The organism is Pseudactinotalea suaedae (assembly GCF_009733815.1).
In the GTDB taxonomy this organism is placed as follows: Bacteria; Actinomycetota; Actinomycetes; order Actinomycetales; family Beutenbergiaceae; genus Pseudactinotalea; species Pseudactinotalea suaedae.
Window position 1 is genome coordinate 15,261 of the sequence record NZ_WNXY01000013.1, and the last position, 23,046, is coordinate 38,306.

Consider the following 23,046-nt stretch of genomic DNA (forward strand, 5'->3'; position numbering starts at 1 on the left):
CTTCCTTCGGTGGCGGGCGCGTCGGTAGACGCGCCCGCCACGAGCTGGATCAGAATCCGGAGAGCGCGGTCTCCAGCTGGGCGATGAAGGCATCGGCGGCAGCGTCGGGCGTCGACTGCCCGAACGCGACCTCTTCCCAGCGAGTGGTGAACTGCGCCACCAGCTGCTGTGTCCCGTCAGGCCAGATGTCCACCGTTCCACCGCCGGCGAGGATCTCGTTGTAGAGGTCGATGCGCTCCTTGATCGACGGTGCGACCTCGTCGGAGGCAAGCATCTCGTCGGCGATGCTCGTGACCGGCGGCAGACCGGTCTGGGTCTCGAGGGTGAAGGCGCCGTCGGACGAGTTGATGAAGTAGTTGATGAAGTCGACCGCGGCCGCCACGTTGGTGCAGTTCTCAGAGATCGCCCATGAGTTGGCGCCGACGACCTGCGGCTGTCCACCCGTGGGCGCGGGCGCCATCGAGACCGCGCCGAGTCCGTTCTGGTCGAGCGTGAGCTGCATGTCCGACGCGTTGTTGTCGCCGGTGGCACTCACGAGGGTGAGCCCCACAGCCATCATCCCTTGGTTGGTCGGCACGCCCGCGTACTCGGACGCCACATCGGCCGAGGGCGTCGCGCCGGCCTCGATGGCACCGAGCCACATGTCGTACCACTCCACGAGGGTCTCCTTCGAGAACCCTGCCTCGGTGTCGGCGAACAGGTCCTCGCCCTTGCTCAGCGCCCACATCTGGAACTGGGTGATGCTCCCTCCCTGGGAGGCGAGCGCGTACGCCTCGCCCAGCTGTGGCTGGACCTCCGCTGCCCAGTCCACATAGCCGGCCCAGTCGTTGTCGGGCTCCGGGACCGGGACACCGGCGTCCTCGAGAGCGGGAACGTTGAGCACGGCGCCCTCGTACCAGATGCCGTACGGGATGGAGTAGATGTGACCGTCCGCGTTGCGGTTGCTCTCGACGACCTCCGCCGGGATGCCGGAGACATCGATGGTGCCGTCCTCGATGAGATCCTCGAGCGGCAGCAGCGATCCGCGATCCTCGTAGCGGGTCTGGTAGCGGGACTGCATGGCCGGGATGCACGGAAGGTTGTTGGCCGAGGCCTGGACCGAGAGCCGGTCCCAGTGGCCGTCGAACGTGGTGGGCTGCGTCTCGATGACGAGGTCGGGGTTCTCCTCGCCGAAGACGTCGACCACGGCCTGGACGGCCGCGTTCCGTGCGTCCGAGCCGTACCAAGCCATGGTCAACGGCCCCTCGGCGGGCAGCTCGTCGCCGCCCGATACCCCGTCGGAGTCCGAGGAGCCCGAGGAGCACGCGGCCGCGACCAGACCGAGGGCCAGTGCTGCAGCCGGAACGGCGAGCCTGCGACGGAGGTGTGAGGTGCGCATGGCTTCGTTGCCTGCGTGGGACATGATGCTCCTTACGTGACGGGTTGCGGGTTGTTGTGCGGTGGGAGGTGGCGGGACGCGATCTGGACTCCCGCCTGGAGGTCAGCGATCACGGTCGCCCTGTCGACGAGGGGAAGCTCGACGACGACGAATCCCGACCATCCGGGTGTGATCGCCTGGGCGAGGACGGCGTCGAAGTCGACGACGCCCTCGCCGAACCGGACGAACTGGCCAGGGCCAGGACCGGCGCAGTCCTTGAGGTCGATGTGTGTCACGCGCTCGCCGAGCTCGGCGGCGACGGTCGCTGGGTCGTGACCGGAGGCGACGAAGTGACCGGTGTCGAGACAGACCTTGAGGGCACTCGAGGGAACGGCTGCGAAGATCTCGCGGTAGTCGTCCGGGTGCTCGATGACGTTTCCCACGTGGTTCTCGAGGACCAGGGTGAGACCGTGCTGCTCGGCGACAGGTGCGATCGTGCGAAGCAGGTCGACGAGTGAGGACAGTCCTCCTCGTGTGTCGCGCGCCGACCCCGTGGCCTTGATGACGCCGACGTCCAGGCGGTGTGCCGCCTCCACCAGCCAGAGCCAGCGGCTCACCTCACGGGTGAGGTCTGCGGCGTCGGGACCAGGGGCGAACGGTGACACCTGCAAGGTGGCCGGCCGTAGGCCGGCGTGACGGCAGCGCCCGGCGAGACCGTCGAGGCCTGATGGGGTGAGGTTCCGCCCGTACCACGCATTGATCTCCAGGTCCGCGACTCCGAGCTGCGGCGCGAGCTCGAATGTCGGAACGAAGTCCTCGTCGCCGAACCCGTCGAAGCAGATGGTGGCGACCGACAGGCGTGCGCCGGCGCTCACAGGACTGCCCTCGCGAAGTCGGGGATGCGCACCCGGTCGCCGCCGGCCATCGCCGACTCGTGCGCACAGATGCCCACCGCGGTCCAGTTGGCGGCGGTCTCGGCGTCGATCGCTGCGGGGCGCTCCTCGACGATGCTCCGGATGAACTCGTGGGCGAGGTGGGGGTGCGATCCGCCATGACCGGCACCCTGCACGAAGGACAGGTGCTCGTTGTCGTCGCCGTAGACCCCATGTGTGGTGAACGGCGCGATCTCGGCGGGGAGCAGGTGAGCGAAGTCACGGACCTCCAGCTTCTCGGGCTTCTCGCCGACGTGAAGGATGTGTCCGGCGCCGTGCGTCTGCTCCCACTCGAAGGTGGCGTGCTCGCCGAAGACGGTGAAGCTCTCGACATACTCGCGCGCGGTCTCGAAGAGCGACCGCGCGACCTCGGCACCGACGACGCCGTCGCGGGTGCTGATCAGTGCGGTCTCGACGGCGAAGGGCGAGCCGTACCGTGCCGTCAGCTCGTCGGAGATCCGGCCCGAGCCGATGCAGACGACGCTGTCGGCGAGCGCACCTGCCAGCGAGAGCACCGGGCTGACGGCGTGGGTGGCATAGTGCATCGGCGGCAGGCCCTCCCAGTACCCCGGCCAGCCGGCCATCTCCTGGTGGTGCGCTCCTCGGAGGAACTGGATCCGACCGATCGTTCCGTCTTCGACGAGTGAGCGCACGTGGAGGAACTCGCGCGAGTAGACGACGGTCTCCATCATCATGTAGTTCCGCCCGGATGCCTTGGCGGCATCGACGACCGCCTGGATCTCCTGGAGCGTGGTCGCCATCGGCACGGTGCAGGCCACGTGCTTGCCCGCCTCCAGCGCGGCGATCGATTGAGCCGCATGGTCCGGGATCGGCGTGTTGATGTGCACGGCGTCGATGTCAGGATCGCGAAGCATGTCTGCCATGTCGGTGTAGCGCCGCGGGACCCCGAACTGGTCGGCTGTCTCCGCCAGCGCTGCCGGCGTCCTCTGGCAGACCGCCAACATCTCGGCGTCAGGGTGCGCCTGATAGATGGGAATGAACTCGGCGCCGAAGCCGAGTCCGACGATCCCTACCCGGACCTTCTGTGTCATCGATGACCTCCTCGTCGCCAACGAATCTAGGAAGACGAGAGCGGAGTCACCATGCGTAATCCAGCAGGAGTCATAAGGTTATTGGCATGACGACGACCCGGCCGACGCGGCACGTCGCGTTGCTGGTGGAGACGTCGAACGCTTACGCCCGAGGCTTGTTGGGCGGAATACGGGCGTACGTGCGTGCGCACCCTGGCTGGGCCCTCTACCTCGCCGAGCACAGTCGCCACGAGACCGACTTCTCCTGGTTGGACGGGTGGCAGGGGCATGGGCTGATCGCGCGGGTGGAGACGTCGGAGACCGCGGCGCTCGTGCGTCGGCTCGGCCTGCCCACCGTCGACCTGTCGGCGGCGCGACTGGTGCCTGAGCTGCCGGGCGCCGAGACCGATGACGACGCGATCGCGCGTGTCGCCGTGGAGCACTTCGCCGACCGGGGTCTGCGGCAGTTCGCCTTCTGCGGTGATGAGCGGTTCGAGTGGTCGCGTACGCGGGGCGAGCGCTTCGTGCATCACGTCACCCGGCGGGGCGGGCAACCCCAGGTCTTCGCGATACAACGCTCGGGGATGCGGTCACGGGACCGACATCGGCTGGCGCGGTGGCTGGAGGCGTTGCCGAAGCCGGTCGGCGTGTTGGCCTGCTACGACATCGCCGGGCAGGAGATCCTCGAAGCCTGCACGATCGCCGGCATCCCCGTTCCTGACGCTGTGGCGGTCCTCGGGGTGGACAACGACGAGCTGATCGGGACGCTGACATCGCCGCCGCTGTCGAGCATCGAGCCGGACACCACGCGAACGGGGTATCTCGCGGCCGAGATGCTCGACAGGATGTTGGCTGGTGAGCATCTCGAGCCGGGCCTCCGCCTCATCCCGCCGGTGCGTGTCGTGGCCAGACACTCGTCGGAGATCCTGGCGGTGGACGATCCACAGGTGGCGGCTGCGCTGCGTTTCGTGCGTGATCGAGCCCATGGCGAGGTCGCGGTCTCCGAGGTGCTGCGGCATGTGGGCTCCTCTCGCCGGGCGCTCGACCTCAGGTTCGTCCGGGTCTTGGGCCGTACCGTGCACGCGGAGATCACGCGGGTCCGGATGGAGCGCGTGGCGGACCTGTTGTCCACGACCGATCTGACGCTGCCGCAGCTGGCTGAGCGGCTGGACTTCAAGCACAGCGAGTACATGAGCGTCGCGTTCAAACGTGCGACGGGAAAGTCCCCGGGGCAGTATCGCCGGGACGTCCGGGGCACCGTCGTGCCGGGGCGCGGATGACCGCAGTCCAAGGGCTCGCAACCCGTCAGGACGCGGATGGGTGATCACACACCGTGACGCACCACGGCGGCCCGTCCCGCGAGGGGAGGGCCGCCGTCGTGCGTACCGGCCCAGCAGTCGCCTCTCGGCGCGTGGCCGCTCGCGGCGGCTGAGGGTGAAGCCCGGGGGACATGCACCGGGCCGGCACGTTCGGTACAAGGAGACCAGGCGTCGCGTTATTCCCAGCGCCACCCAGCAGCGTGACGTTGCCGTGCCGTCCGCGCTCGGCGTGGACGGGTGCGCAGCCGGGGTGGTCGTCGACGATCTAGGAGGTCCCGGAGCGGAGCTCGAGGAGCGCCTGCCGGAACTTCGTGTACCCGTCGCCGGCGACCAGGAGCAGCGCCGCCAGTCCGAAGAGCGTGCCCGCAGCGGAGTCGAAGAGTCCTTCCACGAGCCCGTTTGCGCCGGCGCCGGCGCTGGTGCGCGTGCCGAGACCGGTCCCGATCATCACGGTCACGATCATGATGATCACCAGGGCCGCCCACGCCACCGCGACGACCCGCAGGCCCTGCGTGGCGCTGTCGAAGGTCACGTCGTCGCACCCGCGGCGGTGCAGCACCTCCGCCATCGTCAGCCCGCCTGCCGCGGACACGAGTCCGAGCACGAGCCCGGCGACGTTCGAGGGCGTGACCCCCTCGCCCGTCAGGGCGAGCGCGAGGAACACCAGGTAGCAGGCGATCGCTGCGCGGTACAGGTACAGCCAACGTGTTCGGTACCGGGAGCGGCGGCGCTCGGGAGCGGCTGCGGCGGCGGGCTCGGGCTCGGGGATCCAGAACTGCCAGCCCGGGGGAGCCGGCGGCCACTCCGGAGGTGCCTGCCAACCCTCGGCAGGGCGCCAGTCGGGCGGCGCAGCCGGCCAGCCGGGCGGAGCGTTGAACCGACCACCGCTCATGCTGCCTCCCGCGCTCGGATGGCCCAGTAGAGCACCGGCGGCGGGCGAGCGGAAGAGGGGCGATCAGGAGGTCGCGCACTACGTCCTGACGCACCACGGCGGCCCGTCCCGCGAGGGGAGGGCCGCCGTCATGCGTACCGGCCCAGCAGTCGCCTCTCGGCGCGTGGCCGCTCGCGGCGGCTGAGGGTGAAGCCCGGGGGACATGCACCGGGCCGGCACGTTCGGTACAAGGCGCACCGCACCCGGGATATTCCTTCCCGGTGGCTCCTGGAGAAAATCTCGTGCGCCACGTCGCAAGATGGACGCATGAGTGAGGACGTCGAAGGATGGACGATCGGCTCACCCGTCTCGATCTTGCGGGTGTCGATCGACGTGGAAGGTGCGGGTCCACGGCTGCACACGCACCCGTACGCCGAGACGTTCGTGATCCTGGGTGGGCGCGCGAGGTTCACGCTCGGGGACGAGGAGCGTGACGGCGCGGCCGGGGACATCCTGGTGGCGCCGCCCGACGTGCCGCACGCCTTCCGGGTGGTCGGGCCCGAGACCTACCGGGCGGTCCACATCCACGCGAACGAGCGGTTCGTCACGGAGTGGTTGGCGTGACGGCGGACGGCGCCGACGTCCCGATCAGCTGGGAGTCAGGCCGGCAGACCAATCTCGTGAACTGGGAGGAGCGCGTCCCCATCCACGAGCGTGGCTACGCGCTCGACCGGTTCCGCGAGGACCCCGGCTACCTGAGCTCGGTGGTGCGGACCGATCTCGCTGCGCTCGCCGCGTTCCTGCCCGACGGCGGGGTCTCGGGCCTGGAGGTGTGTCACCTCCAGTGCCACATCGGGACCGACACGGTCTCGCTCGCGCGCGCAGGTGCGCGCGTGACCGGGGTCGACTTCTCGCCCGCCGCGCTGGCGAGCGCGGAGCAGCTCGCCGATGAGCTCGGCGTGAAAGCGACCTGGGTCGAGACGGACGTGCTCGAGGCGAGGGACGCCGTCGAGGGCGAGTTCGACCTCGTCTACACCAGCATCGGCACGATCTGCTGGTTGGAGGACCTCGACCGCTGGGCGGCGCAGATCGCGGGACTGCTGCGGCCGGGCGGCACGTTCTACATCCGCGACACGCACCCGGTGATGCTGACGATCGACCCCGACGCGAACGAGCTGGTGCAGCGGGACCGGTACTTCGCGAACGGGCTGGCGCAGCAGTGGGAGGGCGAGTACACCTACGCCGGTGACGAGAAGCTGACGGCGACGCGCACCTACGAGTGGCCTCACCCCCTCTCCGAGGTCGTCAACGCGCTGATCGGGGCGGGTCTGGCGCTGCTCCGGCTCGACGAGGACTGGCGGTTGCCGTGGAAGTTCAGCTCGCGGATGGTCGAGGTCGGAGATGGGGACTGGGCGTGGCCGGAGGGTGAGCGCGACCGGTCCCCGGCGACCTTCACCGTGGTGGCGCGCAAGCCTGCCTGACTCAGCAGGGGCGTGCGTAACCGGCGGCCAGCGTGACGGCCCGCTCGTGCAGCGCGGTGCGCAACGGCGGCGGAGAGAGCGCCTCGGCGTCGGTGCCGAGCTGCCACAGCGCCCAGACGGCGTGGCGAAGATCCTGGAAGGTCGCCTCCATGCGCAGCCAGCCGTCGGCGCCGGCTTCCTCGCTGTGGACGGCGAGGGCGGTCTCCGCCAGCTCGTCCCGGCGGCCGGGCTCCAGCCGGAGCCTGACCGTGAGCTGGTCTCCGCCGGCTCGGAAGCGCTCGCTGCGTCGCTGCCAGAGCTCGTCGAGATCCACGCGCTCGGGTCGCTGCGCCGCTTCGTGGAGCTCCTCAGCAGCCGCGATCCGGGACAGTCGGTAGGTGCGGTCCGCACCGTCGAGCGTGGCGAGCAGGTAGCCCTTCTCCCGGACGGTGACCAGGCCGATCGGGTCCACCGTGCGCCACGCGGGATCGCGACCGACGGCGGCGTAACGGATCCGTAGTCGATGCCCGGCCAGGACGGCGCGACGCACCTGTGCCATCACGGCCGACGGGACCTCCTCCGTGCTCTGACGCCGGGAGAGCAGATCGGCCGCGGGGTCCACCAGGATGCGTCGGGACGCCTCGCTCGCGGCCGTGCGATGGTCGGCGGGCAGCGCATCCACCACCTTGCGGATCGCCGAGGCGAGTGCCGAGCCGAGACCGATCTGGTCACCTCGCGTCGACCCGGCGGTGAGCAGCGCCACCGCCTCGTCGTGATTGAGGCCGGTGAGCTCGGTGCGGAATCCGGGCAGCAGCGCGAAGCCACCGTGGCGGCCTCGCTCGGCGTAGACGGGCACGCCCGCGGAGGACAGCGCCTCGATGTCCCGCAGCACGGTGCGGGTCGAGACCTCGAGCTCGCGGGCCAGCTCAGCGGCAGACAGGCGACCTCGCTGGCGCAGCAGCAGCACCAGCGAGACCAGACGGTCGGCACGCATGCCAGAAACCTACGCCGATACATGACACAGGATGTCGTGATTGGTTGCGAGCCTCGTGAGACGCGGGAGATTCCCGCCTCAGGAGCAGGAGGATCAGGTGGCGACAGCTCGAACGGCAGTGAACCCGGTGACGTGGTCGCTGGAGATGGGGTTCAACCAGGGCGAAGTGGTCAGCGGGCAGACGCGCACGCTGTTCATCTCGGGCCAGACCGCGAGGGACGCTCACGGCGCGCCCCAGCACGATGGCGACATGGCGGCCCAGCTCGCGCTCAGCCTCGACAACGTGGAGGCGGTGCTCGCCGACGCCGGGATGTCGCTGGCCCACCTCGTCAGGCTGAACGTCTGCACGACGGACGTCGACGCCCTGCTCCCGCACTACGGCGTGCTCGCCTCGCGGCTGCAGGCAGCCGCTGTCGCGCCGACCACCACGATGCTCGGTGTCACCCGGCTGGCGATCTCCAGCCTGATGGTCGAGCTCGAGGGGATCGCCGTCGGGTAGCGGCCCGGTCAGCCCCAGCAGAGGCAGAACGGGTGACCGGCGGGGTCGGCGTACACCTGGAAGCCCGAGGCGGCGGTCCGGTCGGGCTCGGTCAGCGGGACCGCGCCCAGCCCGACCGCGTGCGCGTGCGCGGCCTCGATGTCGGCGACCGAGATGTCGAGGTGGATCTGCTGGGGCTGGCCACCGGGCCACTCGGGCCGGACGTGATCGGGCGCGAGCTGGACGTCGAGGCGGGGCTCGTCGTCGACGAGGACCGTGTGCCAGTCGTCGCTCGACTTAACCCTGCCGCCGAGCAGACCTGCCCAGAACGTGCTGACCTCGTCGATGTTGGCGGCATCGAGGACCGGAACCATGCTGGTGATCTCCATGACGCAGGAGGTTAGGACGCGGTGCGGACGATCGGCTTCCGGGAGCTCAGGCGATGTCAGGGATCGCGGAGCGGGCGGTGGCGGGGTCGACACCGATCAGCCGCAGGAGGTCGGCGATCATCGAGCGCTGCTGCGCGAGGATGACGACGGCGGAGAGCGATGACGCCATTCCCAGGTGAGAGCTCGAGAGGCCGAGCTTCTCGAGACGGGGGCGTGCCGCCGTCGGGAGTCGCCCGGCGAACATCTCGCCGGCCATGAGCTCGATGACCTCGGCGACGTCGTCCATGAGCGCGAGGTAGCCGGCGGGGACCTCGTTGCCCCGCCAGGTCACGGTGGCGGTCCGGCGGGCGAGCACGCGGAGGTTGCGGACCATGCGGTCGAGCGGTTCGGCGAGGTCGGCGTAGGCCTGGACCTGCGCGCGCTGCCGTCGGCGAAACGGCGAGGCCCGCACGACGGCGATCCCTTCCGCGGCGGCGTCGTCGAGCTCGCGCAGGCTTGCCTCGCTCGCCCGGGCGCGGTCGAGCACTGCGTCGGCGGCCTCGGGGTCGTGGTCGCGCAGCGCGCGGGCCGCCGCGCGCAGCGTCCCCGCTGCTTCCTTCAGTGCGCTCGCCGCGAGGATCAGTGGTTGGCGCACCGGGGAGCCGGGCGCCACCGTGGCGACCAGGAGCGCGACCGTGCACCCGATCAGGGCGTCGACCCAGCGGCCGAACGGGGAGGTCGCGGCGGTCATCGGCAGCGCGGTGACGATGACGGCCTGCACTGCCGCCTGCGTGACCAGCAGGCTGCCGGCGCCGAGCAACGTCGCGACCGACATCGCGACCGCGCAGACCACGACCACCTGCCACACGCCGGTACCGAAGAAGTGCAGGAAAACCTCGCCCACGAGCACCCCGACCGAGACGCCGATCGCGATCTGCACGGCGCGACTGAGCCGCTGACCGTAGGACAGACCCAACGTGATGATCGCCGCGACCGCCGCGAAGAACGGCGCCGGGTGGCCCACGAGCGAGTGCGCCACCCACCAGGCCGCCCCCGCCGTGACCGCGCACTGCCCGATGAGGAAGGCCCGCCGCCGCCAGCGATCCAACCGCTCCACCGCCGAACGGCCGCCCGCGCGCGCCGTTCGCTCGCTCAGGTCGAAGGCCCGCAGCGCGAGCGCTCTGACAGAGAACGGTGGGGGTGCCGGCTCCCGCATGGGCCCATCCTGCACCCCGCGCGCAGCTGCCCGCCGGCCGCCGCGGGGGATCCCGCTTCCGCGCCGCCGCCCGGCTCCCCCGCCCGCCCGGCTCCCACCCGCCCGGGCTCCCACCCACCCGCCGAGTGCGGCAGCTTCTACCGAGTGCGGCAGGTGCACCTGCCGCAGTCGCCGCCGACTGCCGCACTCGGCGCCCGGTGCGGGTCTACGGAGTCGCTGGAGTCTCCCACCGTCCAGCGGCCGGGTCAGGGCAGGATGGGCTGGTGCGCACGATCGACTACGGCCCGCTGCCCGAGCACCGCGCGGACGTCCACCTCCCGGAGAGCCCGGACGCCGCTGTGCTGGTCTACTTCCACGGCGGGGGTCTGGAGATCGGCGAGCGCGGCGACAACCCGGGCCTGTTCGAGCACCTGGTCGGCGCGGGCGTGGGCGTGATCTCGGCGAACTATCGGCTCTACCCCGGCGCTCGTTACCCGGAGTTCGTCGAGGACGCCGCGCTGTGCGTCGCGTGGGTGCTCGAGCACTTTCCAGGCCGTCCGATCCTCGTGGGCGGCAGCTCCGCGGGCGCCTACCTCGCCATGATGCTGAGGTTCGACCCGCGCTGGCTGAGCGCACAGGGGATCGCGAGCGACGCCGTCGTCGGCTGGGTCTTCGACGCCGGCCAGCCGACCACGCACCTGAACGTCCTGCGGGAGCGAGGCCTGGACACCCGGCGCGTGGTGGTGGACGAGGCCGCGCCGCTGTTCCACATCGGCCCCGGCACCGCGGCTGCGCCGACGCTGGTGCTCCTCGCCGGCGACGACATCCCCGGCCGGCGCGAGCAGACCGACCTGATGCTCGCCACCCTTCGTACGTACGGGGCCGACGACGGCGTCCGGACCGTGGTGCTCGACGGTCACCAGCACTGCGAGTACCTGGGCACGGAGGCCGGCCAGGCCCGCCTGGCCCAGCTCGTGGCCGAGCTGGCGGGCAGGTCCTGATCAGGTCGTGAGCGGCGAACGCTGCTAGACGTCGCCGCCGTAGAGGTCGGTGGTGCGGGTCATGCCGCCGTCGGCGGCGATCGTCTCGGCCGTGACGAAGCGGGAGGCGTCGCCGGCGAGCCAGGCGACGACGTCGGCGACGTCGGGGGGCTGCGCCCAGCGGCGCAGGGGCGTGATCGCCGTCGTCGACCTCACCGCTTCGGGAACGAGCTTGTTCTTGGCCCACAGGTCGGTGTCGACGACGCCCGGGGCGACCGCGTTGACGCGGATCCCGCGGGGGCCGAGGTCGAGCGCCAGGCTGCGGGTGATCGAGTCGAGGGCCGCCTTGCTCGCACCGTAGATCGCACGGCGGGGAGTGCCGACGAGCCCTGACACCGAGGTGATGTTGACGACGCTCCCGTGCCCGGAGGCGGCCAGCGCCTCCTCGACGCCGCGCACGAGCAGCAGCGGTGCGCGGACGTCGACGGCGAGCACCTGGTCGATGAGGTCGGCGTCGGTGTCGGCGAGCGTGACACGTCGCGCGTAGGCGGCGTTGTTGACGAGGACGTCGAGCCGGCCGCCGCTGGCTTCCAGAGCGCGCCGAGCAAGATCGGAGGCCGCGCCGGCCTCGGCGAGATCGACCGGAAGGGTCGCCGGGTCGTGGCTGAGCTCGGCAGCGACGGAGGCCAGCATCTCGGCGTCCCGGGCGGCGAGCAGCACGCGCGCCCCGGCGGCATCGAGCGCGCGTGCGATCGCGGCGCCAATGCCGCGGCTGGCTCCGGTGACGAGGGCGACACGACCGGTCAGGCTGGCGGAGGACGTCATGGGGCTCAGTCTGCCCGGGGTGTCGGCGCGGGCAGATAACGTGTCGCCGTGCGACGCGCGGAGAAGGTTGAACGTATCGGCGAGGTTCTCGAGGGCCTGTACCCGGAGCCTCCGATCCCCCTGGATCATGTGAACCCGTACACGTTGCTGGTCGCGGTGGCGCTGTCGGCGCAGACCACGGACAAGAAGGTCAACGAGATCACGCCCGCACTGTTCGCGGAGGCGGCCACCCCGGCGGACATGTACGCGCTCGGGCCGGAGCGGATCCTGCAGCTGATCCGCGAGGTGGGGCTGGCCCCCACGAAGGCGAAGAACGTCTGGACCGCCGCCGGCCAGATCGTGGAGGCCGGTGGTGAGCTGCGCCCCGACTGGGCCTTCCTGGAGGGGCTGGCGGGTGTCGGTCACAAGACCGCGAGCGTGGTGATGGCGCAGGCCTTCGACGTACCGGCCTTCCCGGTGGACACCCACATCTTCCGGCTCGCCCGCCGGTGGGGGCTGTCCCGCGCCACCACGGTGGAGAAGGTCGAGGCGGACCTCAAGAAGGCCTTCCCGATCGAGACCTGGAACCGCCGTCACCTCCAGATCATCTACTTCGGTCGCGAGTACTGCCCCGCGCAGCGGCACGTCTTCGCCACCTGCCCCATCTGCTCGTTCGCCGCCACGAAGGCACAGCAGGACGCCGAGATCAAGGCGCGCGCCAAGCCCAAGAAGCCGGTGCTGCCGCCGGCCTGAGCACGCACGGGCGCAGCGGCGGTCGACGCCTCACGCCAGAGCACGCAGCAGCGCGATGTCGGCGAGGTCGACGTCGCGGGGCTGGTAGCCGCTGTGGAAGATCAGCTGCTGCTCGACCGACAGGCAGCTGACTGTCCGCCCCCCGATCGTGCCGGTGACGAAGCAGTCGGCCGGATAGACGAAGACGCCACCGTCGAGATCCTGCTGGGTCCCGTTCCCGTAATCGTCGAGCAGCACCGGGTGGAGGTCGACCCAGCGGTCACCGGGCGCGGCCAGCTCGACGCGCACCGGGCGCCAATCGGTCTCGACCGCGTAGCCGTGCTCAGCCAGCGCGTGCAGCGCCGCGTCCTCCGCGCGTGCATCGATCGCCAGGTCGAGGTCGCGGTGACGTCGGGTCTGACGGCCGATCAGGGCGTCGACGCCCCAGCCGCCCGCCACCCAGGCCCGGCACCCGGCAGCTGCTAGCGAGTCGAGCACGGCAAGCACCGCATCGTCGTCCATCCCTGCAGTGTCTGGGCCATGGCGTGTTCTGACCAGCGTTGGCCACGGGTGACGTGGGTGCGGGCACGCGCGTCGGACCCGCTGGGCCGCAGCTCTGCGCCGCGCCTGTCCGGCGCGTCGGCGTCGTGCTCGCCCAGAAGTTGCGCAACTTCGTCGATTCGCATCGACGGCGTCAGCCGCGCTCTCGCGGGCAAACGGACCAATTCTCACGATTGTGTGACGAACCTAGGCAAGAGGTTGCGCAACTGTTAGCCTCCGCAACGTGTCCACCGTCACTCTTGCTCAGGTCGCCAAGCGCGCCGGCGTGACGGTGCCGACCGCCTCGAAGGTCATCAACGGCCGTACCGACGTCTCGGCCGCCACCCGCGCCCGGGTGCTCGCCGCCGTCGCCGAGACCGGCTACCGCAGCAGGCGAGCGCACGGAGCTGCGCACGTCGACGATGAGAGCGCTCTCGTGGATCTGGTGATCAGCGGGGTCGAGGGCACCTGGGCGAACCGTGCACTGTCCGGTGTCGAGCTCGCCGCCAACCTCGTCGGTCTCGACGTCGTCGTCACCGTGGCCCGGCCGGCCGCCGAGCGAGACTGGTGCGCTCGTCTCGTGTCGCGCCGCTCCAGCGGCGCGGTGATCGCCCTGGTGGAGCCGAGCCCGGAGCAGTACGCGGCGCTCGACGTGGCACGGATACCCGTCGTCATCCTCGACCCACGGTCCGAGCCGCCCCAGGGCATCCCGAGCGTGGGCGCCAGCAACTGGGCCGGCGGCCGCGCGGCCGCCCAGCACCTGATCGACCTCGGCCACCGACACCTGGGCCTGATCGTCGGCACGCCCAACCACCTCTACGGCCAGGCGCGCGTGGACGGCTTCAGCTCCGTGCTGCGCGAGCACGGGCTGCAGGTGCGGGAGGCCGACGTGGTGCACGGGGACTGGGCCTACCCCGGAGCGCTTCCTGCGGCACTCGAGCTGCTCGACCGTCCGGACCGACCGACCGCCGTCTTCGCGTGCTCGGACAACATGGCCCTCGGCGCCCTGGAGGCCGCCCGCCGGCTGGGCATCCGGGTGCCGGACGCGCTCTCCGTGATCGGTTACGACGACGCGCCCGAGGCGCGCTGGACGTCCCCGCAGCTGACCACCATCCGCCAGCCCGTCGTCGAGATGGGCGCGGCCGCGCTGCGGATGCTGCTGCGGGTGCGCGGCGGGGACGACGCCTCTGTCGGCGACGGCCTCACACCGCGCGAGGAGCTCGCCACCAGCCTGATGGTTCGAGGGAGCACCGCGGTGCCGTCGAGCATCGGTGCGCCAGACCGGATCAGGAAGGGGGAGCGCAGCTAGGCACGACCCACCCTCCGCCCCGGAGGGTGTCCCACGTTCAACGATGAACCAGCGGTCGGCGAAGACGCCGCCGTAGGAAAGGACTCGACATGTCACAGCGTGCTTCGACGGCGGCACTGACCCGCCGCGGATTCCTCACCGCCGCCGGCGGTGTCGCCGCAGCCTCGGCCCTGGCTGCCTGTTCCGGAGGTGGCTCCGGTGGTGGTGGCGGTGGTGGCGGCGCCGACACCCTGAAGTTCTGGAACATGCCCTGGGGTGGCACGGCCTTCAACCCGCTCGACAAGGAGATCACCGAGGCCTACGAGCCGGCCGACGGCCTGCCCTCGGCCGTCTACCAGGAGATCCAGTGGGCGAACTTCACCCAGACGTTCTCCTCCGCCGTCGCCTCCAACACCGGCCCAGCCGTCAGCTCCGGAGGTGGCACGCAGGCCTTCCTCTTCGAGTCCCAGGGCAAGATCGCCTACGCCGACAACCTCCTCGAGAGCTGGAAGGAGAACGGACTCTACGACGACTTCCTGCCCGGCCTCATCGACACGATGAAGGTCGAGGGCGGCTACGCGGCTGTCCCCTACAACCTCGACATGCGGGTGATGTGGTACAACACCACGCTCCTCGAGCAGGCCGGCGTCGAGCCGCCCACCGACTGGCCGAGCTACATGGCCGCGGCCGAGGCTCTCAAGGCGATCGACGTCTACGCGTTCGGCGTCGGGGCCGGCTCCGGCAGCTTCACCGGCAGCCACATCATGACGAGCTTCATGATCAACAACGGCGGCGGCCTGTTCAACGCCGACCACGAGCCGGACTGCGTGACCGACCGCAACATCGAGGCCATGGAGTTCGTCCTGGAGATGGTCGCCAAGGGCTACGTGGACCCGGGGTCGGTCACCTACACCAGCGACAACGTGCAGACCCAGTGGGGAGACCGCCGGTTCGGCATGGGCTGGGACGGTGCGGGCCTCGCCTCGAACGTGGGCGGCGACGTGGCGGCCGAGCTCGTGGTCAACAGCCCGCTCACCGGTCCGCACGGCGACCAGGGTGCGCTGCACTTCCCGAACAACATCATGATGTACACGAACACCCCGAGCCAGGAGGGCTCCGAGGCGTTCCTGACGTACTACTACCAGAACATGGCGCGGCTCTGGACCGAGCGCACCGGCATCGGGCTGCCGCCCCTGAAGTCGATCGCCGAGACGCCGGAGTTCCAGGCCGACCCGAACGCGGTGAAGATCATCGAGGAGTGGCAGCCGATCTCGAAGACCTGGGCCGCACCCGGTTCGGACGCCCTGTTCCTCGGGGTCACCGACGTGGACGGCACGCCTGCGATGAGCACCTTCACGCAGACCGTCCTGTCCGGCGCAGCCACGGCTGAAGAGGCGTTGACGACCCTGCAGCAGGCCCTCGAGGGCTGACCGAGCCGAGCCGCGCCGGGGCACACGCACCGGCGCGGCGCACGCTCGCACCCGTCGAACCTGTTCCCGAAGGAGTGGCATGTCAACCAGTTCTCTCACGCGGTCGCTGCGCCGCGCACGCGACGGGGTCGGCGTCGCCGGCACCGGGCGACCACCGGACGCACGTCCTCGTCGCGTCCTGACCCCACGCACCCTCACCATGCTCGCGCTGGTGCTTCCCTCGATCATCCTGGTGCTGCTGCTGAACGCCTACCCGGTGCTCTACGCCGGTGTGCAGTCGATCCGTGACGGCGACCTGATCTCGGTCGGCGACTTCGTGGGCTTCGCCAACTACGAGTCGGTGCTGTCCGACCCGGTGTTCTGGCAGGCCGCGAGGTTCACGCTGGTGTTCACGCTGGTCGGTGTGTTCGGCAGCTGGGCGATGGGGATGTCGCTGGCCCTGCTGCTGCGCCGGCGGATCCCTGCGGGCAACGTCTTCAAGGTGCTGCTGCTGCTCCCGTGGGTGGTCCCCGTGGTGGTCTCCGCCACCTCGTGGAACTGGCTCGTGGCCACCCCGCAGAGCCCGCTGCCGATCCTGGCCGAGGCGCTCGGGTTCGGCCGGGTGCTGTTCCTGGCGAACCCGCTGCTGGCCCAGATCACCGTGTGCGTCTTCAAGGTCTGGATCAGCTTCCCCTTCATGATGATGATGATGGGCGCGGCGCTGGCCTCGGTCGACAACAACGTCTACGAAGCGGCACGGGTCGACGGTGCCAGCGGTGCCCAGCTGCTCCGCACCATGACCCTGCCGCTCACGGCGAAGTCGACGTACATCAGCTGGATCCTGATGACGATCTTCTGCGTCAACGACTTCCCGACCGTGTTCCTGCTGACCGGCGGCGGACCGGTCGACTCCACCCAGACCCTGGTGGTGCAGGCCTACCGCACCGTGTTCCTCGACTTCGAGACCGGACCTGGTGTCGCCATCGCGTTCCTCATGACGATCGTGCTCGTGGTGATCTCCGTCGTCCTGTACCGACGCGTACGAAAGGTGGAGATCGAGTGATCACCCCACAGCGTTCCGATCGCTCGCGCTCCGCGGCCCTGCCGTGCGGGGACCTCGCATGAGCGCCGCAACGGTGCCGGCCACGTCGCCGCGTGCCACGTCGCGTCGGCCGATCGCCACCGAGGCGGAGCTGAAGGGCCGGTGGTGGCGGTTCGCCGTGCTGCTCGTGGTCACCGCGATCACGATCGTGCCGATCGCCGCCGTGCTCTACCTGTCCACGCAGCCCGCGCTGGGCAGCACGGTCACCGCTCCGTTCACGCTCGAGAACTTCACGAACGTGTTCTCCGGCACCAACGTGCTCCTCTGGCTCCAGAACAGCATGACGGTCACGCTGATCACGGTGGCGATCGCCGTCGCCGTGGCGGCGCCGGCCGGGTACGTGCTCTCCCGTGGCCGCAGCAAGCTCGTGGGTGGCTACTCGCTGCTGCTGTTCGTCATCCAGTCGTTGCCGATCGTCACGGCCGTGATCCCGCTGTTCATCCTGTTCGCCCGGCTCAACCTCGTGGACAGCCTGACCGGCGTCACCATCGTCTACGTCGGCTCCACCATGTCGGTGGCGATCTGGATGATGGCGGCCTACTACGACTCGATCCCGATCAGTCTGGAGGAAGCCGCCTGGATGGACGGCGTCAGCGTCTTCGGCGGGTTCGTGCGGATCGTGCTGCGCAACTCGCTGCCGGGGGTGCTGTCCACGGCGATCTTCGCGTTCCTGCTGGCGTGGAACGACTACCTGATCGCCACCGTGTTCCTGCGGTCGGACTACAACTACACGCTGCCCGTCGGCGTGCAGACGTTCTTCCAGCAGAACTCCACGAACTGGGGACTCGTCATGGCGGTCGCCGTCGTGATGATGCTGCCGCCGGTCATCGTGTTCGGCGTGCTGAACAAGTACTTCAGCGTCGGCGGCATCGGCGGCTCGCTCGCCGGGAAGTAACGTCCGCATCCCTCCGCCGTCGGGCAGATCAAAGATCCTATAGGGTCTGTCCGACGGCGGGAGGAGGTCGGTGATGACGCCAGGTTCGAGCGGGCTCGGGATCGCCCAGCTGGCACCGCGCCGCGCGCTGGCCGACGAGGTGTACGCCTCGCTCACCGCGCTGATCATGGATCACACGATCGCGCCCGACGCCCGCCTCAACATCGAGGCCCTCGCGCGCGACCTCGCCGTCTCGCCCACGCCCGTCCGGGAGGCGCTGGCGCGCCTGGAGTCCGACGGTCTCGTCGTCAAGGAGCCGCTGCGCGGCTATCGCACGACGGCGGTGCTCACCGCGGGTGAGCTGGCTCAGGTCTTCGAGTTCCGTCGTCTGGTGGAGCCGTGGGCGGCGGCGCAGGCGACCCGCAAGCGCGGCGCCGAGGACATCGCGGCGCTGCGCGCCGAGCTCGAGTCCGCGCCGGCCGCCACGGTCACCGCGACCCAGGGCTCCGACTACGCGCACTACGCCGCGCTCGCCGAGCACGACCGGCGCTTCCACACCATGCTGCTGCGGCTGGCGGGCAACGACGTGGCGCTCGCCGCCTTCGAGCGCACCCGTGCGCACCTGCACCAGTTCCGCTACGCCTTCAGCACCAGCATGACCACCCGAGCGATCGCCGAGCACCGCGTCATCGTCGACGCCGTCGAGGCCGGCGACGCCCGCGCCGCCCGTTCCGCCATGGCAGCCCACCTCCGGGCCGCCCACGACCGCATCGTCCGCGCCACCCCGGCGTCGACCTGAGAGGACCCCTGTGCCCACGATCATCGACCTGACCTCGGCCGACGTCCGGTTCCCGACCTCGCGCCATCTCGACGGCTCCGACGCGATGAACACCGACCCCGACTACTCGGCGGCCTATGTCACGCTCGAGACCGACGGCGAGCACCACGGCGCCTCCCTGGTCTTCACCATCGGCCGCGGCAACGACGTCGTGGTGGCGGCGCTGGAGGCGCTCCGCACCCACGTCGTGGGACGCCGCATCGAGGATCTCGACGACGTGAACGAGCTCTCCCGCACCCTGATCGGTGACTCCCAGCTGCGGTGGCTCGGCCCGGAGAAGGGCGTCATGCACATGGCGATCGGCGGCGTCGTCGACGCCGCCTGGGACCTGCTCGCGCGGCAGGCCGGCAAGCCGCTGTGGCTGCTGCTCGCCGAGCTGACCCCGGAGGAGCTGGTCTCGACCGTCGACTTCCGCTACCTCACCGACGCGATCACCCCCGAGCAGGCGCTCACGCTGCTCACCGAGCGCGCCGAGGGCAAGGCCGAGCGCATCGAGCACCTGCGCGCGCACGGCTTCCCGGCCTACACGACCACACCCGGCTGGCTCGGGTACTCGGACGAGAAGCTGGTCCGGCTCTCCCACGAGGCGGTCGAGCAGGGCTTCGGCATGATCAAGCTCAAGGTCGGCAACGACCTCGACGACGACGTGCGCAGGCTGCGCCTGGCTCGCGGCGCCGTCGGGCCGGGGGTGCGGGTCTCGGTCGACGCGAACCAGCGCTGGGACGTCGCCGACGCGATCGAGTGGATGACGGCGCTCGCGCCGTTCAGCCCGTACTGGATCGAGGAGCCCACCTCGCCCGACGACGTGCTCGGCCATGCCGCGATCCGCGCCGGCCTGGGCCACCACGGCATCCGGGTCGCCACCGGTGAGCACTGCCAGAACCGGGTGGTCGCCAAGCAGCTGATGGCGGCCGGCGCCGTGGACGTGTTCCAGATCGACGCCACCCGCATGGGTGGGATCAACGAGCTGCTGGCGGTGCTGCTGCTCGCGGCCCGCTACGGCATCCCGGTCTGCCCGCACGCCGGTGGTGTGGGGCTGTGCGAGATGGTGCAGCACCTGGCGATGGTCGACTTCGTGGCGTTCGCGGGCACGACCGAGGACCGCTACCTCGAGTACGTCGACCACCTGCACGAGCACTTCACCGAGCCCGTGCGCATCGCCGATGGTGCCTACGTCGCACCCACCCGCCCGGGTGGCGGCGCCGAGATGCTGCCGGCATCGATTTCCGATCACACCTACCCGCACGGCATCGTGTGGGCCGAGGGCACCACCGACAGCAGCACCGACCTGAGGGAGAACGAGCACCGATGAGCACACCCGAGCTGGCTGGGGTCCGCGCGATCGTCACGGGTGGGGCGAGCGGTATCGGACTGGCGACCGCGAACGAGCTCGCGAGCCGCGGTGCCAGGGTCGTCTGCCTCGACATCAACCCGGAGGTGGCGGAGCCGCTGCTGGGGGTGCGGTGCGACGTGACCGACTCCGCGAGCGTCGACGCCGCGGTGCGCTCGGCCGCCGAGCTCCTCGGCGGGCTCGACGCCGTCGTCAACAACGCCGGCATCGGTGCGCAGGGGACCATCGAGGACAACGACGACGACGAGTGGCACCGCGTGCTCGACCTCAACGTCGTCGGGATGGTCCGGGTGGCACGCGCCGCGCTGCCGTTCCTGCGGAGCTCCGACAACGCCAGCATCACCAACACCTGCTCGATCGCCGCGACCGCGGGGCTCCCGCAGCGTGCGCTCTACTCGGCCAGCAAGGGTGCGGTGCTCTCGCTCACGCAGGCGATGGCCGCCGACCACGTGCGTGAGGGGATCCGCGTCAACTGCGTCAATCCCGGCACGGTCAGCACGCCCTGGGTGGGTCGCCTGCTCGCGAAGGCCGACGACCCCGAGGCCGAGCGTGCCGCGCTGGCGGCACGGCAGCCGACGGGCCGGCTCGTCGAGGCCGACGAGGTCGCCTACGCGGTGGCCAACCTCGTCTCGCCGCGGTCGCGGGCCGTGGTGGGGACCACGATCGCGATCGACGGCGGCATGCAGGGGCTGCGCGTCCGCCCGGTCGGGTCATGAGGCGCGTCGCGCAGGTCATCCGCGTCCGGCCCGAGCACGTCGAGGCCTACGAGGAGGTCCACGCCGCCGTCTGGCCCGCGGTGCTCGAACGGCTCCGGCGCCAGCACGTGACGAACTACAGCATCTTCCGCCACGGTGACCTGCTGTTCAGCTACTTCGAGTACGTCGGTGACGACTACGAGGCCGACATGGCCGCGATCGCCGCGGACCCCGAGTCGCAGCGCTGGTGGACCGTCACAGACCCGATGCAGCAGCCGGTCCCCGAGGCTGCCGAGGGCGAGTGGTGGCACCCGATCCCCGAGGTCTTCCACCTCGCCTGAACCCCGCTTTCAACACGATTCCGTTCACCCTCCGCTTTCAACACGATTCCGTTCGTGCACGAAAAGGTGTTGAAACCTGGCGGTGGACGGAATCGTGTTGAAAGCGGGGTGTGGGGTCAGTCCGTGCCGCGGATGATCGCCGCGAGCGTCTCGATCGGCAGCTTGGGGCGGCGCTGGGCGTCGCAGAGGCCGTTGGTCTCCTGGTGGGTGTCGGTGATCTGCGTGTAGCAGAACCCGGACAGCTCGGTGGCGGCGTGCACCGGTTCGAGGATCGCCCGGAGCCGCTCCTCGTAGTCGGCCGCGTCGGAGGCGCTCGTGTAGCCCCAGCTGTCCTCGGGGACCTCGCCGGTCACGAACGAGACACCACCGAACTCGGTGAGCATGATCGGTGCGGTCACCTCGCCGACCTCGGTGAGCGAGATGCGCCGTCCTGCCGGCCCGATCCCGCGCACCATCGCTTCGAGCGAGGCGCGGGAGCCGTACCGCTCGGCCAGCACCTCGCGCTGCCCCTCGTAGTCGTGGATGGTCCACATGTCCGAGTCGGTGTGCTCCCAGCCGTCGTTGGAGATGACGGGCCGGCTGGGGTCCAGCGCGCGCGTGAGGTTCACGAGGGCCGTCGCGTAGGCGCGTTGCCGCGGGTCGTGCGCACCATGCTGGATGCCCCACGACTCGTTGAAGGGCACCCACGTGACGATGCTCGGGTGCGAGCGGTACTGCCGCACGATCGCGAGCCACTCGGTCGTGAGCCGCTGCACCGCGATGTCGTTGAACTCGTACGCCCCGGCGGTCTCGCCCCACACCAGCAGGCCGAGCTTGTCGCACCAGAACAGGAACCGCGGGTCCTCGACCTTCTGGTGGATCCGCAGCGCGTTGAAGCCGAGGTCGCGGATCAGCTCCGCCTCGGCGCGCAGCGCGTCGAGCGAGGGCGCCGTGAAGTGCGACGTCGGCCAGTACCCCTGCTGCAGCACCGACCGCAGGTAGCACGGGCGGTCGTTCAGCAGGAACCGGCCGTGCTCGGTGCCGACCGACCGGAGCCCGAGATAGCTCCCGACGGCGTCGCTCACCTCACCCTCGATGGTCACCGTGGCATCGATGAGGCGGGGGTGCGCGGGTGACCACAGCAGGTGCTCGTAGTGCTGCCCGTTGCGCTGACCGGCGAGCGTGAGGTCGACGACGACCGTCTGCTCGGACGCCTCGACGCGCACGTGCGCGAGCGCGGCGCCCTCGTGGCTCAGCGTCACGTCCACCCCGACGGGCGTGCTGGGACGCCGGCTCAGCTCGACCTCCAGCCGGACGCCGGCACCCGGGACGTCCGGCGTCCACGCGAGCGAGCGGACGTGCAACGCGGGCACGGCCTCGAGCCAGACCGTCCGCCAGATCCCGGTGGTCCGGTGGTACCAGATGGCGTGCGGCTCGCGGTGCCAGTCCTGTTTGCCGCGGGGGAGCGTCGCGTCCAGCGGGTCGTCCTCGGCGCGGACGGTGACCACGTGGTCGCCGTCGCCGTCGAGCGCGTCCGTGATGTCGACGCTGAAGGCGGTCTGGCCGCCCTCGTGGTGGGTGACGTGCACGCCGTCGACCCAGACGTCCGCCGAGTGGTCGACGGCGCCGAGGTGGAGGATCAGCCGGTCGCCCTGGGTGTGCCACCCCGCACGCTCCAGGTCGGCCGCCGTCAGTGGGATGCGGTACCAGACGATCGGGTGGAAGTCGGTGTCACCGATACCTGAGGCATCCGACTCCGGCGCGAACGGCAGCTGGATCTCCCGGTCGAAGACCTCGGCGCGGGTGTGCCAGCGCTCGGCCAGGCCGCGGTTGTCGTCGTCGTAGGCGAACCCGACCCGCCGGTCGAGCGCCGCGTGTGCGGGCCTGACGAGCTGGGGCCGGGGGTAGGTGCCGTCCTGGGCGCTTGCCGGGGTCATCGTCATCGGGCTCTCTCTGTTGTGGTCGTGTGGTGGCCGTCTGCCGACGGGGCGCCGGCCATCCGCAGCACCCTCACGACGCAGCCGGAAGCGTGATCTCGAGCACGTCGGGGTCAAGCCTACGCATCGTGTCGATCGAGGACACGGTGGTCGGTGTCGATGAGGATGCGG

The 23,046-nt window shown here is 70.4% G+C and carries 24 protein-coding genes; 14 read left to right on the forward strand and 10 right to left on the reverse strand.

The annotated features are described in order from the left end of the window. Positions 1–49 precede the first annotated feature (49 nt). From GPA04_RS19210 to GPA04_RS19220, 3 genes are read right to left on the reverse strand one after another with little or no spacing between them, the layout of a single operon-like run. Positions 50–1,402, reverse strand: coding sequence for an ABC transporter substrate-binding protein (locus GPA04_RS19210; protein WP_156225836.1), 1,353 nt, complete (start codon positions 1,400–1,402; stop codon positions 50–52). Positions 1,403–1,410: 8 nt separating this feature from the next. Continuing rightward, the gene (locus GPA04_RS19215) at positions 1,411–2,232 is read right to left on the reverse strand and encodes a sugar phosphate isomerase/epimerase family protein (protein ID WP_162458667.1); all 822 of its coding nucleotides are present in this window, start codon (positions 2,230–2,232) and stop codon (positions 1,411–1,413) included. Then, a complete protein-coding gene (locus GPA04_RS19220; protein ID WP_156225838.1) occupies positions 2,229–3,341 on the reverse strand; it encodes a Gfo/Idh/MocA family protein in 1,113 nt (370 codons plus the stop codon). The genes GPA04_RS19215 and GPA04_RS19220 overlap by 4 nt, the downstream gene beginning before the upstream one ends. A 125-nt stretch (positions 3,342–3,466) precedes the next feature. Between GPA04_RS19220 and GPA04_RS19225 the strand changes: the two genes are divergently transcribed. Further along, the gene (locus GPA04_RS19225; protein WP_241680940.1) at positions 3,467–4,600 is read left to right on the forward strand and encodes a XylR family transcriptional regulator; all 1,134 of its coding nucleotides are present in this window, start codon (positions 3,467–3,469) and stop codon (positions 4,598–4,600) included. 304 nt (positions 4,601–4,904) lie between these two features. Here GPA04_RS19225 and GPA04_RS19230 read toward each other — a convergent pair whose 3' ends face one another. Beyond that, positions 4,905–5,531 (reverse strand): hypothetical protein, encoded by a 627-nt coding sequence (locus tag GPA04_RS19230; RefSeq protein WP_156225840.1) that lies wholly within the window; start codon positions 5,529–5,531, stop codon positions 4,905–4,907. A gap of 306 nt (positions 5,532–5,837) precedes the next feature. Between GPA04_RS19230 and GPA04_RS19235 the strand changes: the two genes are divergently transcribed. Continuing rightward, on the forward strand, positions 5,838–6,134 hold the full coding sequence (locus GPA04_RS19235) for a cupin domain-containing protein (RefSeq protein WP_156225841.1): 297 nt from the start codon (positions 5,838–5,840) through the stop codon (positions 6,132–6,134). Then, a complete protein-coding gene (locus GPA04_RS19240; RefSeq protein ID WP_156225842.1) occupies positions 6,131–6,991 on the forward strand; it encodes a class I SAM-dependent methyltransferase in 861 nt (286 codons plus the stop codon). Before GPA04_RS19235 ends, GPA04_RS19240 begins: the two co-directional genes overlap by 4 nt. Position 6,992: 1 nt before the next feature. Here GPA04_RS19240 and GPA04_RS19245 read toward each other — a convergent pair whose 3' ends face one another. Then, a complete protein-coding gene (locus GPA04_RS19245) occupies positions 6,993–7,964 on the reverse strand; it encodes a helix-turn-helix transcriptional regulator (protein WP_156225843.1) in 972 nt (323 codons plus the stop codon). A 145-nt stretch (positions 7,965–8,109) separates the two neighbouring features. On the opposite strand from GPA04_RS19245, the gene GPA04_RS19250 reads away from it, so the two are divergent. Beyond that, positions 8,110–8,463, forward strand: coding sequence for a RidA family protein (locus GPA04_RS19250; protein WP_156225962.1), 354 nt, complete (start codon positions 8,110–8,112; stop codon positions 8,461–8,463). A gap of 8 nt (positions 8,464–8,471) precedes the next feature. Here the strand turns inward: GPA04_RS19250 and GPA04_RS19255 are convergent, their stop codons facing one another. Continuing rightward, a complete protein-coding gene (locus GPA04_RS19255) occupies positions 8,472–8,831 on the reverse strand; it encodes a VOC family protein (protein WP_156225844.1) in 360 nt (119 codons plus the stop codon). 46 nt (positions 8,832–8,877) lie between these two features. Next, on the reverse strand, positions 8,878–10,026 hold the full coding sequence (locus GPA04_RS19260; RefSeq protein WP_156225845.1) for an FUSC family protein: 1,149 nt from the start codon (positions 10,024–10,026) through the stop codon (positions 8,878–8,880). A 263-nt stretch (positions 10,027–10,289) separates the two neighbouring features. Here GPA04_RS19260 and GPA04_RS19265 point away from each other — a divergent pair, with 263 nt between their 5' ends. Further along, positions 10,290–11,006: an alpha/beta hydrolase gene (locus GPA04_RS19265; RefSeq protein WP_162458668.1), complete on the forward strand. Its 717-nt coding sequence runs from the start codon at positions 10,290–10,292 to the stop codon at positions 11,004–11,006. Between the two features lie 24 nt (positions 11,007–11,030). On the opposite strand, the gene GPA04_RS19270 is transcribed toward GPA04_RS19265, so the two are convergent. Continuing rightward, a complete protein-coding gene (locus GPA04_RS19270; RefSeq protein WP_162458669.1) occupies positions 11,031–11,810 on the reverse strand; it encodes an SDR family NAD(P)-dependent oxidoreductase in 780 nt (259 codons plus the stop codon). A gap of 48 nt (positions 11,811–11,858) precedes the next feature. Here GPA04_RS19270 and GPA04_RS19275 point away from each other — a divergent pair, with 48 nt between their 5' ends. Continuing rightward, positions 11,859–12,542, forward strand: coding sequence for an endonuclease III domain-containing protein (locus tag GPA04_RS19275; protein ID WP_156225848.1), 684 nt, complete (start codon positions 11,859–11,861; stop codon positions 12,540–12,542). A gap of 30 nt (positions 12,543–12,572) precedes the next feature. Here the strand turns inward: GPA04_RS19275 and GPA04_RS19280 are convergent, their stop codons facing one another. Then, the gene (locus GPA04_RS19280) at positions 12,573–13,043 is read right to left on the reverse strand and encodes a nucleotidyltransferase domain-containing protein (RefSeq protein ID WP_156225849.1); all 471 of its coding nucleotides are present in this window, start codon (positions 13,041–13,043) and stop codon (positions 12,573–12,575) included. A gap of 262 nt (positions 13,044–13,305) precedes the next feature. Here GPA04_RS19280 and GPA04_RS19285 point away from each other — a divergent pair, with 262 nt between their 5' ends. From GPA04_RS19285 to GPA04_RS19320, 8 genes are all read left to right on the forward strand, one after another. Continuing rightward, positions 13,306–14,370, forward strand: coding sequence for a LacI family DNA-binding transcriptional regulator (locus GPA04_RS19285; protein ID WP_156225850.1), 1,065 nt, complete (start codon positions 13,306–13,308; stop codon positions 14,368–14,370). Between the two features lie 89 nt (positions 14,371–14,459). Beyond that, entirely contained in the window at positions 14,460–15,779 is a 1,320-nt protein-coding gene (locus GPA04_RS19290) for an ABC transporter substrate-binding protein (protein ID WP_156225851.1), read from the forward strand. A gap of 79 nt (positions 15,780–15,858) precedes the next feature. Next, positions 15,859–16,821: a carbohydrate ABC transporter permease gene (locus tag GPA04_RS19295; RefSeq protein WP_156225852.1), complete on the forward strand. Its 963-nt coding sequence runs from the start codon at positions 15,859–15,861 to the stop codon at positions 16,819–16,821. A gap of 58 nt (positions 16,822–16,879) precedes the next feature. Beyond that, positions 16,880–17,755, forward strand: a complete 876-nt coding sequence (locus GPA04_RS19300; protein WP_156225853.1) for a carbohydrate ABC transporter permease — start codon at positions 16,880–16,882, stop codon at positions 17,753–17,755. Between the two features lie 73 nt (positions 17,756–17,828). Then, a complete protein-coding gene (locus GPA04_RS19305; RefSeq protein WP_156225854.1) occupies positions 17,829–18,533 on the forward strand; it encodes a GntR family transcriptional regulator in 705 nt (234 codons plus the stop codon). Between the two features lie 10 nt (positions 18,534–18,543). Further along, positions 18,544–19,884 (forward strand): enolase C-terminal domain-like protein, encoded by a 1,341-nt coding sequence (locus GPA04_RS19310; protein WP_241680928.1) that lies wholly within the window; start codon positions 18,544–18,546, stop codon positions 19,882–19,884. Further along, a complete protein-coding gene (locus tag GPA04_RS19315) occupies positions 19,881–20,639 on the forward strand; it encodes an SDR family NAD(P)-dependent oxidoreductase (RefSeq protein ID WP_156225855.1) in 759 nt (252 codons plus the stop codon). The genes GPA04_RS19310 and GPA04_RS19315 overlap by 4 nt, the downstream gene beginning before the upstream one ends. Then, on the forward strand, positions 20,636–20,959 hold the full coding sequence (locus GPA04_RS19320) for an L-rhamnose mutarotase (RefSeq protein WP_156225856.1): 324 nt from the start codon (positions 20,636–20,638) through the stop codon (positions 20,957–20,959). The genes GPA04_RS19315 and GPA04_RS19320 overlap by 4 nt, the downstream gene beginning before the upstream one ends. Positions 20,960–21,075: 116 nt before the next feature. Here GPA04_RS19320 and GPA04_RS19325 read toward each other — a convergent pair whose 3' ends face one another. Further along, entirely contained in the window at positions 21,076–22,881 is a 1,806-nt protein-coding gene (locus GPA04_RS19325; RefSeq protein ID WP_156225857.1) for a glycoside hydrolase family 2 protein, read from the reverse strand. Positions 22,882–23,046 lie beyond the last annotated feature (165 nt).

What these genes read in the sequence shown, in the direction of transcription:
- GPA04_RS19300 (WP_156225853.1), top strand. Translation starts at nt 16,880, where the DNA reads ATGAGCGCCGCAACGGTGCCGGCCACGTCGCCGCGTGCCACGTCGCGT.
- GPA04_RS19255 (WP_156225844.1), bottom strand. Translation starts at nt 8,831, where the DNA reads ATGGAGATCACCAGCATGGTTCCGGTCCTCGATGCCGCCAACATCGAC.
- GPA04_RS19230 (WP_156225840.1), bottom strand. Translation starts at nt 5,531, where the DNA reads ATGAGCGGTGGTCGGTTCAACGCTCCGCCCGGCTGGCCGGCTGCGCCG.
- GPA04_RS19325 (WP_156225857.1), bottom strand. Translation starts at nt 22,881, where the DNA reads ATGACGATGACCCCGGCAAGCGCCCAGGACGGCACCTACCCCCGGCCC.
- GPA04_RS19315 (WP_156225855.1), top strand. Translation starts at nt 19,881, where the DNA reads ATGAGCACACCCGAGCTGGCTGGGGTCCGCGCGATCGTCACGGGTGGG.
- GPA04_RS19305 (WP_156225854.1), top strand. Translation starts at nt 17,829, where the DNA reads ATGACGCCAGGTTCGAGCGGGCTCGGGATCGCCCAGCTGGCACCGCGC.
- GPA04_RS19220 (WP_156225838.1), bottom strand. Translation starts at nt 3,341, where the DNA reads ATGACACAGAAGGTCCGGGTAGGGATCGTCGGACTCGGCTTCGGCGCC.
- GPA04_RS19270 (WP_162458669.1), bottom strand. Translation starts at nt 11,810, where the DNA reads ATGACGTCCTCCGCCAGCCTGACCGGTCGTGTCGCCCTCGTCACCGGA.
- GPA04_RS19260 (WP_156225845.1), bottom strand. Translation starts at nt 10,026, where the DNA reads ATGCGGGAGCCGGCACCCCCACCGTTCTCTGTCAGAGCGCTCGCGCTG.
- GPA04_RS19235 (WP_156225841.1), top strand. Translation starts at nt 5,838, where the DNA reads ATGAGTGAGGACGTCGAAGGATGGACGATCGGCTCACCCGTCTCGATC.
- GPA04_RS19245 (WP_156225843.1), bottom strand. Translation starts at nt 7,964, where the DNA reads ATGCGTGCCGACCGTCTGGTCTCGCTGGTGCTGCTGCTGCGCCAGCGA.
- GPA04_RS19290 (WP_156225851.1), top strand. Translation starts at nt 14,460, where the DNA reads ATGTCACAGCGTGCTTCGACGGCGGCACTGACCCGCCGCGGATTCCTC.
- GPA04_RS19250 (WP_156225962.1), top strand. Translation starts at nt 8,110, where the DNA reads ATGGGGTTCAACCAGGGCGAAGTGGTCAGCGGGCAGACGCGCACGCTG.
- GPA04_RS19295 (WP_156225852.1), top strand. Translation starts at nt 15,859, where the DNA reads ATGTCAACCAGTTCTCTCACGCGGTCGCTGCGCCGCGCACGCGACGGG.
- GPA04_RS19210 (WP_156225836.1), bottom strand. Translation starts at nt 1,402, where the DNA reads ATGTCCCACGCAGGCAACGAAGCCATGCGCACCTCACACCTCCGTCGC.
- GPA04_RS19280 (WP_156225849.1), bottom strand. Translation starts at nt 13,043, where the DNA reads ATGGACGACGATGCGGTGCTTGCCGTGCTCGACTCGCTAGCAGCTGCC.
- GPA04_RS19320 (WP_156225856.1), top strand. Translation starts at nt 20,636, where the DNA reads ATGAGGCGCGTCGCGCAGGTCATCCGCGTCCGGCCCGAGCACGTCGAG.